Annotated in this window: 9 protein-coding genes, 1 pseudogene and 1 riboswitch; of the genes and pseudogenes, 2 read left to right on the top strand and 8 right to left on the bottom strand. The window is 39.0% G+C overall.

Annotated elements, in window-relative coordinates; genetic code table 11:
• The first annotated feature begins 9 nt into the window (after nt 1-9).
• Nucleotides 10-1,359: an MATE family efflux transporter gene (locus tag V7138_RS07800; protein ID WP_335395738.1), complete on the top strand. Its 1,350-nt coding sequence runs from the start codon at nt 10-12 to the stop codon at nt 1,357-1,359.
• A gap of 623 nt (nt 1,360-1,982) precedes the next feature.
• On the opposite strand, the gene V7138_RS07805 is transcribed toward V7138_RS07800, so the two are convergent.
• The 5 genes and pseudogenes from V7138_RS07805 to V7138_RS25270 all read right to left on the bottom strand — a co-directional run.
• Complete coding sequence (locus tag V7138_RS07805) at nt 1,983-3,554, bottom strand: SagB family peptide dehydrogenase (protein WP_335395739.1); 1,572 nt, start codon at nt 3,552-3,554, stop codon at nt 1,983-1,985.
• A gap of 21 nt (nt 3,555-3,575) precedes the next feature.
• On the bottom strand, nt 3,576-5,519 hold the full coding sequence (locus tag V7138_RS07810; protein ID WP_335395742.1) for a TOMM precursor leader peptide-binding protein: 1,944 nt from the start codon (nt 5,517-5,519) through the stop codon (nt 3,576-3,578).
• Nucleotides 5,516-7,468, bottom strand: a complete 1,953-nt coding sequence (locus V7138_RS07815; protein WP_335395744.1) for a putative thiazole-containing bacteriocin maturation protein — start codon at nt 7,466-7,468, stop codon at nt 5,516-5,518. The genes V7138_RS07810 and V7138_RS07815 overlap by 4 nt, the downstream gene beginning before the upstream one ends.
• 164 nt (nt 7,469-7,632) lie before the next feature.
• The gene (locus tag V7138_RS25265; protein WP_438824326.1) at nt 7,633-7,812 is read right to left on the bottom strand and encodes a hypothetical protein; all 180 of its coding nucleotides are present in this window, start codon (nt 7,810-7,812) and stop codon (nt 7,633-7,635) included.
• Nucleotides 7,757-7,909 (bottom strand): annotated as a pseudogene (locus V7138_RS25270) (heterocycloanthracin/sonorensin family bacteriocin); the annotation flags it as partial. The pseudogene V7138_RS25270 and the gene V7138_RS25265, both read right to left, overlap by 56 nt.
• Before the next feature lie 317 nt (nt 7,910-8,226).
• A riboswitch (SAM riboswitch) is annotated at nt 8,227-8,330 on the top strand.
• Between the two features lie 84 nt (nt 8,331-8,414).
• Here V7138_RS25270 and V7138_RS07825 point away from each other — a divergent pair.
• Nucleotides 8,415-8,612, top strand: coding sequence for a Fur-regulated basic protein FbpA (locus V7138_RS07825; protein ID WP_335395746.1), 198 nt, complete (start codon nt 8,415-8,417; stop codon nt 8,610-8,612).
• A gap of 455 nt (nt 8,613-9,067) precedes the next feature.
• Here V7138_RS07825 and V7138_RS07830 read toward each other — a convergent pair whose 3' ends face one another.
• From V7138_RS07830 to V7138_RS07840, 3 genes are read right to left on the bottom strand one after another with little or no spacing between them, the layout of a single operon-like run.
• Nucleotides 9,068-9,892, bottom strand: a complete 825-nt coding sequence (locus tag V7138_RS07830) for a TPM domain-containing protein (protein WP_335395748.1) — start codon at nt 9,890-9,892, stop codon at nt 9,068-9,070.
• A complete protein-coding gene (locus tag V7138_RS07835) occupies nt 9,886-10,965 on the bottom strand; it encodes a hypothetical protein (protein WP_335395751.1) in 1,080 nt (359 codons plus the stop codon). Before V7138_RS07835 ends, V7138_RS07830 begins: the two co-directional genes overlap by 7 nt.
• Before the next feature lie 34 nt (nt 10,966-10,999).
• Entirely contained in the window at nt 11,000-12,286 is a 1,287-nt protein-coding gene (locus V7138_RS07840; RefSeq protein ID WP_335395753.1) for an SPFH domain-containing protein, read from the bottom strand.
• Between the last annotated feature and the right edge of the window lie 95 nt (nt 12,287-12,381).

Here is a 12,381-nt window from a genome sequence, read left to right on the forward strand (position 1 = left end):
TGAAAGGACATGGGGGAGGTAAAACTTCAAGAACTCAAACTAAATGAAAAGAAAAATACAAAACAAAAGATATTAGTTATTCTTGCTTTGGCCGTTCCAGCAATGATTGAAAATATATTACAAACAGTTGTCGGATTTGTAGATACACTTTTCGTTGCCAAACTTGGGTTACATGCTGTAACGGCTGTTGGGATTGCAAATACTGTGATAGCTGTTTATATTGCTGTTTTTATGGCACTAGGAGTTGGAACTACCTCTCTCATAGCAAGAAACATAGGGGCTGGTAACCTTCAAAAGGCAAGATCAATTGCTCGTCAATCAACGTTCATTTCAATAGTCAGCGGGTTGATTTTTGGAGCCATTTCTTTATTTTTTAGTGAATCTTTACTTCGTTTAATGGGGGCCGAAGGTGAAGTACTAAACAATGGTATTATCTATTTCCAAATTGTTGCTGTACCATCCGTTTTTATTTCACTGATGCTCATCTTTGGAAGCATTTTACGGGCGGCTGGTGATACGAAAACTCCAATGAAGGTTAGCTGGTGGATTAATATTATACACATCGTGTTGGACTATTTTCTTATTTTTGGTTTTCTTGGGCTAACAGGATTTGGGGTAGCCGGTGCCGCTTGGGCAACAGTAATAGTAAGAATTATCGGTACAATCGCTTTATATTATTATATTAAGAAATCTCCAGTCGCATTTTCTTTAAAGGAAGAAGCCTCTAAAGAAGATACAACATCAATATTAAAGTTATCAACACCAGCTGCCATTGAACGATTAATCATGCGTCTAGGTCAGGTTCTTTATTTTGGTCTTATTGTAAAAATAAGTGCCGATACTTTCGCAGCTCATTCTATAGCTGGTAATATTGAAATGTTTGCATATATGCCTGGCTATGGATTAGCCATAGCTGCTACTACATTAGTTGGTCAAAACGTGGGAGCAAATCGCTCTAAAGAGGCATATCAATATGGAATGATTACATCATGGATTGCTGTTGTTTTTATGTCTGTTATAGGTATTTTGTTATTTTTCTTATCTCCATGGTTTGCTTCTTGGTTTACCACAGACAAAACTGCAATCGATATGGTCGTAACCGCACTAAGGATTGATGCTTTTGCTCAACCAGCTTTAGCTATTGGATTAGTATTAGCAGGTGCCTTACAGGGGGCTGGCGATACAAAAAGCCCGATGTTTAGTACTGCAATTGGTATGTGGGTAATCAGAATAATAGGCGTATACGTATTAGGGATTCAATTTGAAATGGGGATAACGGGGGTTTGGCTTTCTATTGCTTTTGACTTATACGTACGTGCCATATTCCTATATTATAAATTCAAAACAAAAGTTAATTAGACCTTCAAAAATATTATTACAAATTTTAAAAAAGTACATGTGCATTTTTATAATGCACTTTGTCTTTTCAATAAACTATAATTTTGGATTACCTCCAATTATGTTTCCTTTTGATTTTTAATTATAGTTCTTATGAAATAGATTACCCCTACTTTTAAAGTATAGTAGATTTGGGCTTACCTTCTGTTGTTCGATTGATTACTTGTTTCACTGAATAAGCTTCAATAAGTACTGCTGGAATCTTTCAAATTGAACTTGCAAATAGAAATACGCTTAGATTAACTTTACCTATTGTGGAGGTAAAGGTCACTAAACCTGATGGAACAATAGGTCTCAATCACATAGAAAAGGATAAGAAAAATAGCATCCTTCCCTTCAGTGCCAATGGGTTTAGATACAAGTGGATATTTATCCACCTTTTTTAAAAAATATCCTTTAAAACCCTTTCGGTATAGTCAAAAAGATACAATGGCGCCTACATACTCTCCAAAATAAGAATTGTGAAGTTGCCCCCTCTACCTTATCCATTTATTATTTTACAAATAAGCTGCTTTGCTTATATCAAAAAAAGCAAAGAAAACACCTTCTCTTTGCTCTTCTAAACTATTAACTTTTAAAGTGTTTCAGCAACGCAAGCTACCCCTTAGCCATGGTCGTGGTCGATAAGGACCGATTGGGATTTGGATTAAACTTGTTGAATTACGTGAATCCATCTTGTAAATTTGATCAGATAAGCTCGCACTAAATCCAAGGAGTGGGTGCCCTCCCCACCCAATCGATGAGGCTGCCAAAAGTAATCTCTGCACCAGCATACCCGCTTCCATTTGTTGGATACGGTATCCTCTTATACCTAGTGATGTTTTGTAGTGATCTTTATCTCCTGCTACGTGAAAGCATAATGGTACTTGAATTAAATTTACATTATCTGCAGACATTCCGTATTGAAGGGTAAGTCGGTGGTCTCCAGGCTCTATCTGTCGTAACGAATGAGCCGCGCTATCATAAAAATAAGCAGCATCCGGAATTCCCTCTACATTATGAAAACAGCCATAGAGTGCGACACGTGGCTCATGCCCTTTTAGTTCGCTATCCAGATCATTTCGATATGCGAAGGCAGCTGTTGCCTCTTGTAGTAAACTAGCCAGTTCCAGTTGGTCTACCTTTCCCATCGTGAAGTCCGTGTCCGGTGAAAAACGCTTTTGTAAGACGGACGCAAGGTCGTACTCTAGACGATATACTTGAGGCAGAGATACTTTCGGACCTTCACCAATCATTTTCCTTTTTGGCTTAATCTTAGTAATTGATTCTGTTGATTCAATAAAAGACTCTTCATTCAACTTAGTTAAAATGGGATGCTCTAGTATTCTTTGTGATCGTAAATAGTAATTATTCTCCTTTATTTCATTCAAATTAGAAGCCAATTCCACTGAATTGACATTCCCGAATCTGTTACTCTGATTCATATTCCAGTTTGTTGCTTCAACGGTGAGTGGAATCACCGCATATACGCTTTCTTCTTTCTCGGATAGCCCAAGCAGATGGTTGATTGACTTATCGAGAAATTGGAAGTACACCCCTGTCTCAAATCCAAATCGTTTTGCTACTTCGAGTAACTGTCCAATTAGAACACCTGTGTCCAAGCCTTGTAAACGGTAGGAAAAGTTGTGGTATTTAAAGAAGTTTTTCCAAAACATCGTGGATATAAAAACCGTACCAAAGCATGTAGACAAATCAATGCGATTACCAAGTGCTTGGTTGATATAAAGATCGAAATTGCCTTCTCGCAGTAATTCCAATCGATGAAGTGCGACATCATAGTGGTATACCCCAACAGGCAAATCCTCCAATTTCAGATAAATGTATAATTCGTTTGGATATAATGCTCCACCGGAAGGAACATATCGTCTGAACGACTGTATTAGATCAACGTCATCATCAGTTGTGAAGACGGATTGGCTTATTTGACTAAGACCGAAAACATACCAAAGGAAATGTCCCATTCTGCTATGAGTAGGTTTGCTGGGGACATCCTGCTTATCTAGCTTCAAAGGCACGTCTAACGATAACGGAAAATCATGCAAACCACGGTATAGTTTATAGGGCAATGGTGAATCTTCCCAATCAATTACCCGATCCGGCGGGCTTACTTTATCAATATCAAAATGTAAGTTGTGTAGAAATTCATCCAGACTCATCCTACTACCTCCTAGTCATTCTCATGGAAACGGGTGTGGATGTGGATTAAGCTGTTCAAATGTAAGGGGTTGATCCGCATACCCGAGTTCCATCGGTACCCTGTGTACCCTCTCCAGTCCAGTTATTCGGGTAAGATGGTGTCCGAATGTCATGGGTAACATCCCAGGTATTATAACTTTTACACAGTGAAGTCCATTTCGTAGGGTTTCTGATGTCGTCTGATCCACTACAATCACTTCGAGTTTCAAGCGACGAAACTCCTGAAGTATGTCTTTAAGATCTTCGGTAAGGTCTGAATGAGGTACCTTTAACTTAAATTCCTCGGCAAATGTTCGCAATGGACGACTATCGTCCAGCAAAAAATTTAGACGTTCTTCAGCTTCCGGTAATCCATAGAGCATGCCATGATCATCCATTTTCTGAACAAGGGTTGAATCGTGCAACATTTGAACAAACTCTCCCTTGTTCCCCTCGAATTTCTCGTCAAGGGTAAGCATCATACCTGCTAACTCATGAACTGCGCTTTTTACAGCTCGTATCGGGTCAGGATGCGCCCCTGCAGCACAAATAATATTTAATCCGACATTCTTCCTGTTTTTTGCCAATGCCCATATGCTCGGAATACCGTGTTCCATCGTCGAATTGAATAAAAATATATCATATCCTGCAACTGCACGTATACGTTCTAACATTAAATCTAATTCCTTATCCTTAGCGGAATATGGGTCTAATTGTGGAAGTGACATTTGCGCGTACCAAGTCATCAGAAATGAATCACGTTCTACGACTTCCATCATTCCGTAGAAAATAGCTTCTTCTAAACTTCCACCTAATGCACATCCGTTTGAAGTTTCATAAACAAACCCATCCCCATCGCCTAAGCTGTAATAAGCAAGCAACTCTGGAACAAGAATCGGGCGTTCCTGCAAAAACGAATAGCCCCATACCCAATTCATGGGTCTATCTGGATCAAACGGTTTAAACGGAAAACCAGATTGAGAATATTTTTCCGTTTCATGAATACCTACTGTGAGAGGATTTAGTGCTTTTCCTTCTAAATTGCGGAAACTATCATGGATGACAGTTCTTTTGCCACGTGGGGAAAGACCACAGTACCGCTCCAAGCCTTCTAATATCGCAGTTAATTCACTTACTGCGTATGAATGAGTCCGACCCGCTACCCCCTCATCGCCGTGCATCAAAGGCAGATTCACACCTACATCGGCAAAAGGTGGCAAGAGGTCATACATTTTCCCATTTAAAAAGCCAGCCTTAGAATCCAGATAGTCATTTACTAAGAATTTTTCTAATTCGTCTAAAGAACGGCATCGGTAACTGTCAATGCTGGTCTTGGGACTTGGTTGCAGAGTAATTTGTGCACTACTTGCTGAATCATCGGGAATTCCACCACAAACCGAGCATAATGGGTTTGAAAGAAAGGAATGCCATGAACTTTTAAGAGTATTCAAGTTTAGTAAGAAGATTTTTCCTTCTGCGTGAGAGTCCTTTCCACCCAAAATCCTCTTTGACTCTTCAACTATCAAGTGAGCCATCTGAAAAAGCCCTGTATTAGAAGCCCATACATCACGAGTAATACCTCTTTGTATGGAAAGGTGTTCCTGCAAATGCCGCATATCTATTCGGTCACGTCCAGCCATAAGCCGCCTCATGTCAGCACATTGGGAGCATCCTGGAGAATCTGGTCGAACCAACGGACCAACCACACCCTCACCAAATGAAACAAAGCCTCGTAACCAGGGGATGCCCTTAGGGCGTAATAGCTCTTCCGCCTTTTGATGAATGGAGGGATCCCAGGCTTCATGTAATACTAAAACCAAATCAGCCTCTTCTGGTATTCCTGAGTCGAAATCGGGATGACGAATTAACATGAAATGGGAGGCTAATTCTTTGGACACGTGATCCGCTAAAAAACCTTCTCCGATAATCACCACGATACCATTCAAGTGGATTCCTCCTTTATTAAAATAACACCATGCAACTCTACCAATTCATTTTTGCTAAATGGTTCAAATTCAAGTTCAAATACCACGATTTGCCTGCTGTTTCGTTCTAATACTTTTATTGCGGATTTTAAAATCTCTGAATGTGTCATCTCTTCACTTGAAGGTATTTCCAGGCTTAGTGGTACATTTTGCTCCAGAAATACGGATGAACCTTCATATGAATGAGCTGTGCGAAAATCCTCTCTGTTTGTTGTCTTCATAATGGCGTGCTGTAATGCATTTTCCAATGCCCTTGTGATAGTAAAACCTATACCGCTATACCAGCGGTTATTAGTTCTAATCCAAACAACAGGGAATCCAGAAACCTTCTCTCCTACGCCGATAAGCGGTGCCCCATTCAATCTATTCAATACCTGAAGATAAAAATGACAGTGTTTATCTTCTACTGATTTCAATTCTATACGTGAAACAGTATGCTTCTGTTCGTCATTTTTTTCACTTAGCTCCTTAACCAAACACTTTTGCAATCCCCGGCAAACACTTTCTGCTAACGATTCTCCCATTCCTACACCGATAAACTCGTTTTTTTCTATAATTCCTTTATCTACTTCCTGTTGTGGGAGAGTTTTAAAGAGATGAGACACATAGGCTTCAATCCCTGTTAATCCTGCTTCCCTTCGTGCTTCAACATGAGTCAAGCCTGCACAGATAATGTCTGGCAACAGTTTAGCGGGTCCTTCTGACAACGGGTTGACTGCCTGAACCCGGCATTGTGATAAGGGAAGCTGCTTTAAATCTCCTTCTTCCCAACTATGAAGAATGCCAGTTTCAGGTGAAGTCAAATGATTGAATAATAGAAATAATTTATCTACATCACCACTGCTAGATGCATCGTTGATCCGTAGATCTAAATCCTTTATCCATCTAGCTTCTGCAAATTCCGTCACTAAAGGGTGTGGAATGAAGGAATGCCAGTTTCCCTCCAGAGTATTTAGATTAAGCAGGAAGAATTGATTAACTTCTTTTTCCGATTCGGTTACTCTGGTCAGTTCTTTGAATAATTCAAAGGCGATTACATTTGCTAACATCGCTCCTGCTACTTGAGAGTAATTGGATGCCGGCTGTTCTTTGTGAAGCGCAGATTCATGTATGCTTCTCCATGCAGATTCCCAACATCCCTTTGACTCAGGAAGCACAAGAGGACCTGCCATACCCATGTGTTCTAAACAAATAGCGGGGAGAAACCCCTTCTTCTCTTTTTTACAAATCTCATTAAGAGCACGCAGTTCCTCCAAATCACCTTCTTTTGATACATACAAAATGAATTGAAACTCTTGCACTATTTCCCTCCATGAACTCATGACATCCTTTTGAAGGGTTATTTCATTAATCATTACCTCGGGGTCGGTTTGACGTGCGTGTTCGACGTGTTCATACAATCTCTTTCTATTAGTAGACTCTTGGTCAGTAATTAGTACATGGAACTTCGGTAATCCCGATTCGAGTAATGCAGATACCAACGATACTAAAAATGGACCGGAACCAACTGCCAAAACTTTTGACTGCCGATATTCTTGAAAGCGGTAAGCGCCGGAATCCCCGAAATTTTCCAGGAATTCAATTTGGGATGCATATTTCTTCATAACCTGTGATTGCAATTGATGTGGCAAGTCTTGACTTACATCCTTAACAAATCCATTGCGGTACAGTGCTTCCGCAATTTCATATACCCGCTTTCGGTATGGGTCGGGTAATCCTTCTGTTAAATTCCCCAAAGTGTACTCTCCATTGAACATCGGTATTAGCTTTTCAATCCACTTATCGATTGTATTTCCTTCCATACGGAACGAAATTGTGTTGTTCCGAAAATATACACCGCTGTTTTCATAAGGGAGAAAAAACGTGTCTCTTTTTACCTTGAGACGCATAGAAGGGGTTAATTTTGTCATTGCGCTCCTCCTTTACTTTAAATCCAGCTTGAGATTCTGTACGATAACTGTCACTATAATCCTATGTAGTGAAATTTGTCTATTATGTCTAATCACAAAGGGATAGCCCCTAATGTATTTTTTCAGGGGCTGCACTTTTCAATAGGCTGGATATGTTTTATATTTTATTTTGATTTAGTAACCTCCGCAGCGTCCGCCGCCTCCACAACGGTGTCCACCTCCACAGCGTCCACCACAATGAGAGCAACTAAAGCAACTAAAACAACGGAAACAATTAAAGCAACTGAAGAAGCAGTTAAAGCACCTAAAACAACTAAAGCAACTAGAACAACGTCCAAATCCACCAAATCCACTTATTTGTCGGGCAGATTCATCATAATAATACTGGTTTGGGTCCCAAGGAACTGCCTCACTCGAATGAAAATCTCCAAGGTTCAACATTTGGAGTTCATTTTGAAAATTGTTCACGTATATAACCTCCGTTTAATAATGTAATTTGATATGAAAGCACTTTAAAATGAAACAGAACGAACAAATAGAAAAGTAATGTGTTCAAGTTATATTGGAAATATTTCAAAGACTTTCCTCAACAAATTATGTGCGGTAATTGGGTATTGTGCCTGATTGCATCGCCTATTTTTTGTCTTGGGCTCCGTCTAATGTCGAATATTTTAGTTAACATCTTTTTTATGTATAGTCATAGTAGACACATCGGAATATTAGGTTTAAACTTAAGATACTATAGACAAAAAAATAAACGCTTATCTAGAGAGGTGGAGGGACTGGCCCATAGAAACCTCAGCAACAGATTCATAAGAATACTGTGCTAAATCCTGCAAGCTTTCAGCTTGAAAGATAAGTTGAGGTACACCCTAACTAAAAATCCTCTCCTTATCTTTTCAATGATTTTCAATGAAAAATATTTGTAAAGGGAGAGGATTTTAATATGAGTTTACTAAGAGATTCTTTTGAAAAAAGACGGAACGAGCTAATTAATAAATTACTAGATCTTGATCAATATAAAAAAGATGGAAAGCATCTTTTTGAATTAACTTTATCCGAGTTAGAATATGCACATTTTAAAGCTCAATCTGACGGACATCCGCATTCTAATAATTCATCCATAAGGTGGAAAAATTTCTAAACTGTAAATCACAGACAAAACTGATAAAAAAGGACTACCCAGAAAAGTCATTGAAAATTTACTTTTCTGGATAGTCCTAATTATTTGCATTACAAAAGTTAAGATAGTGAATAGACTTTTGAATACTTTTCATCTAAATAGTTCACTAGATAAGTAGCATTTAAGCCTTCACCAGTGACTTTCCTTATTAATTCATCAGGTGTATATATACCACCACTGCTACAGGCTATAGAAAAAATTCTTTGCAGTATAATTACAAATTAGAAAACCATGTAATCGCGCAAATATTTTTTGCTCTTAAACGCCCTCTATTAAACCTCACTAAAGTCCACGTTGAAAGCTTTGGGAAATAAATTATTCTTAGTGAATTAATGTGTTATCGTGAAATAATTTCATTACACTCTACCATTTTTTCAAACAGAAAAAAGCATGAGGCCCTAGTCTCCTCATGCTTCCTAAAACCCTCTTCCCCCTCCGCCAGATCGGCCACCGCCTCCGCCAGAAAAAGAGGAACCTCCACCGCTATTTGAATTTCGTTGAATTTTTTGCTGTGTAATGCTTGTGTTGTAATGTCGATCCATTTTATTTGTTACTTTGAACGAATTTGAGTCTAGATACGTATGGGCCGTTGTTGTGGAACGGCCTCTATTAAACATGGCCATTGTTCCAACGGATATCACTCCGATCCCAATTGCAATCGCAAAATAGATTAAGAGTTCTTTGACCAATTCCCCTTGTGAGTTTCTACTAGATGTATAAGAGCCCTCTGACTGAGCATATCCCGCATTAGAGATTGATCCCTCAGGAATCCCGGCATTCATCGTGGCCTCAAGATCTGTCAAGAAGGCTTTTGCACTGTCACCAAATGCTTCCTCGATTAAATATGGATAAACGTGATCAAGAATTTCTTCAATGGTATAGTCCGGGAAGTAATCAACAATCCTATCTCTTGTAAAGATATACACTTCGCGATTATCCATATCAATTAAATACAAGATTCCATCCTCTGTTTCCTCATATCCAAACCCATGACTGTCGTAAAAATCACTTGCATATTGTCTGGCTGATTTTCCTTCACTGTCATCCGTTGTGACAATTCGGATATCCATTTGGAATTGTTCACTTAATCTATTAGCTTCATCCTGTAGTTCGACTTTTTCCGTGTCCGAAAATAAATTAGCCTGATCAAAAATTTTTTCAGTATTTGCAAATGTAGGGATCACTAAAATTAAAAAGGTAAGGAGGAAAAATGGTAGGATGAGAAGCTTTTTCTTTACCATATAAACAACCCTCCTAACGATAGGACTGCAAAGACACTAGCTGAAATCATACCAAACCACTTACTTGCTTGACCGATGCTAATTGGCAAGTTCCCAGCAATTTTACCTGTTTGCCCATTCATCGCAAAGACATAGGTCTTGCCTTTAAATTGATACGTAAACATCCAAACCGGTAATAGCACATATTTCGCCTTAACATTCGATAGTCTGACGTTTGTATTATGAATTGAAACCGAACTATACCCATGGATTGTCCCTTGAAGTAAAGTTCCCACATTATTGCGAAGGAGGCTTGAGATTCTACCGTACACATCATTTTGGTTCATATCGTACTTTTCCGCAAAAAAACCAGATAAATAGGACATCGAAAAATCAGTTAAATCCTTATAATCATAGGGTTCAAGGATGGACATAAGCTCATCATCCATTTTCTTTGAACCGTCCGCTGGTACATCGCGGAATTTTGCGATTCCTTCTCGCATCACCTTATAATGCTTTGTTTCGGTATACCTTGTATCTCCCCTTGTATAGGTTCTGACTCTCCTCGCATCACCTTCAATTCTTCCAGATGTATTACTATCAAACAACCAAAATGGAACATAGATTCCTGATAGTTTTTCTAGCTGTGAAGTTGAAGTAAAGAATTTAGGAAGTAGAGGCTTACCTTTACACCATTTTAAAAATAATTCTTCCGCTTTCTTCCGGTCAATTTTAAACGGAATGACTTTTTCAGGACGGTATTCTCCTTCTAGCTGCCTAGGAATAATCGTAGGATTATGGCAATAATAACAAAACGTTGCTGCAGTTGTGTCATCGGTTACGATTTCTGCACCACAGCTGCTACACGTATAGCCTGTTGCTTTGTCGTTGAATTCTTGATCCAATTCCTTTGCTTGGTGTAACGCCTCTTCACTTGTTTCGGCTTCTTCTTCAGCCTTTTCGTTATCAACAAAATGTTTCACATCTGCTTCGGTGAATTCACTTAAGCAGTAATCACAGGTCCAGTTTTGGGTATCTGCCTTAAATGCTAATGGTCCCCCACAGTTTATACATTTATATACTACAACCCCCAACCGATATCACCTCTTATCTTTCGAATATGGTTGATTAATGTTCAAAACGTGTTCCGCATTCCGGACAGAATTTCGCATTTGGATTAGTAGGTTTAAACCCACAATTTTTGCATGTTAGTTCTTCAGGCTTTTTATTGCCGCAGTTTGAACAGAACTTCCCGCTATTTTCTTGGCCACATTGGCATTTCCATGTGTCTTTTTTAGCTTCCTGTTTTGGTGAACCACATTCTGAACAAAAGTTTCCAGTGTTCGTGTGTCCACATGAGCATTTCCATTGATTTGGGTTTGCTCCCTGTTGACTTTGCGGTTGCTGTGCTTGTTGCTGCATTTGCTGACGATTGGTTTCAGAAGCAGCACCCATAAATCCGCTACTACCTTGCATTCCCATACCCATGCCTAAAAATCCTTGCATAGAACCAGCTTCATTGGAACCAGCAGCCTCCAAGCCTCTTGCAATAGCACCTTGCACATATCCTTCACGAACAGATGGATCTTGGAGCATGGCCCCTTGGTTTCTCATGTTGATGAGCTTTTGAGATTCCTGATCGTACGTAATACTGTTGATTCCTACAGATTCAATCTGCATTCCGCGCATCCGTGTCCAATCTTCATCAAGGACTTCGGACATATACTTTGCGAGCTCCATTCCTTTTGAGGTAACGTGTGAAATTCGGATGCCATCTGCGGACATTTTATTAATTGCTGTTTGTAGTGCATTCATATATTCAGATAAATATTGTGCATTAATATCATTAATATCTACATTTGATTTATTTCGTGGAATGGCTTCCATGTAAAATTTGATTGGGTCAACAATTTTTATCGAATAGGTCCCATGGGCACGTAAAAATAATTCCGCATTATAAAAATTATCGAAGTAATTGATTGGATTACGTGTCCCAAACTTAATTCCCTTGATTTCTTGAAGGTTGATAAAATACACTTTTTGCGATGTGGATGGGACCCCGCCAAACTTAAATCGATTGAAGGTTTCGTATAAGGCTTCTTCAAACTGACCATTGAATAATGATGGCTGCGAAGAGTTTACAACCTGGTAATAACCTTCTTCTGCTGTATAATCAACGATTTTTCCACCATCAACTAAAATCATAAATTGGTTAGGATACACATGGATGATTGAACCATTTGAAATGGTTGAATCAGTTCCTTTAAAATTCTGATTGCGGCGATCTTTTGCGCGGACTTTCACTCCAACCGACATGACGGTTGTATCACTCATCGCCTGTGGTTCGATGACCTCAAGCCATTGGTCTGCTATGTTTCCTGTTACCGCACCAACTGCTGCTTTAATAATTCCCATTAATAACCCCTCCTGCTTAAGCTCGAATCTTTTTAACTATTTAAAATGTCTTATTATACATACATGATAACAGTAAATTGGTTATCTGTAATTGC

Source organism: Bacillus sp. JJ1533 (genome assembly GCF_036965045.1).
Taxonomy (GTDB): domain Bacteria; phylum Bacillota; class Bacilli; order Bacillales; family Bacillaceae_L; genus Ferdinandcohnia.

Coding starts and splice junctions, on each gene's coding strand:
- V7138_RS07830 (WP_335395748.1), bottom strand. CDS start 9,892: ATGGTAAAGAAAAAGCTTCTCATCCTACCATTTTTCCTCCTTACCTTT.
- V7138_RS07805 (WP_335395739.1), bottom strand. CDS start 3,554: ATGAGTCTGGATGAATTTCTACACAACTTACATTTTGATATTGATAAA.
- V7138_RS07825 (WP_335395746.1), top strand. CDS start 8,415: ATGAGTTTACTAAGAGATTCTTTTGAAAAAAGACGGAACGAGCTAATT.
- V7138_RS07840 (WP_335395753.1), bottom strand. CDS start 12,286: ATGGGAATTATTAAAGCAGCAGTTGGTGCGGTAACAGGAAACATAGCA.
- V7138_RS07800 (WP_335395738.1), top strand. CDS start 10: ATGGGGGAGGTAAAACTTCAAGAACTCAAACTAAATGAAAAGAAAAAT.
- V7138_RS07815 (WP_335395744.1), bottom strand. CDS start 7,468: ATGACAAAATTAACCCCTTCTATGCGTCTCAAGGTAAAAAGAGACACG.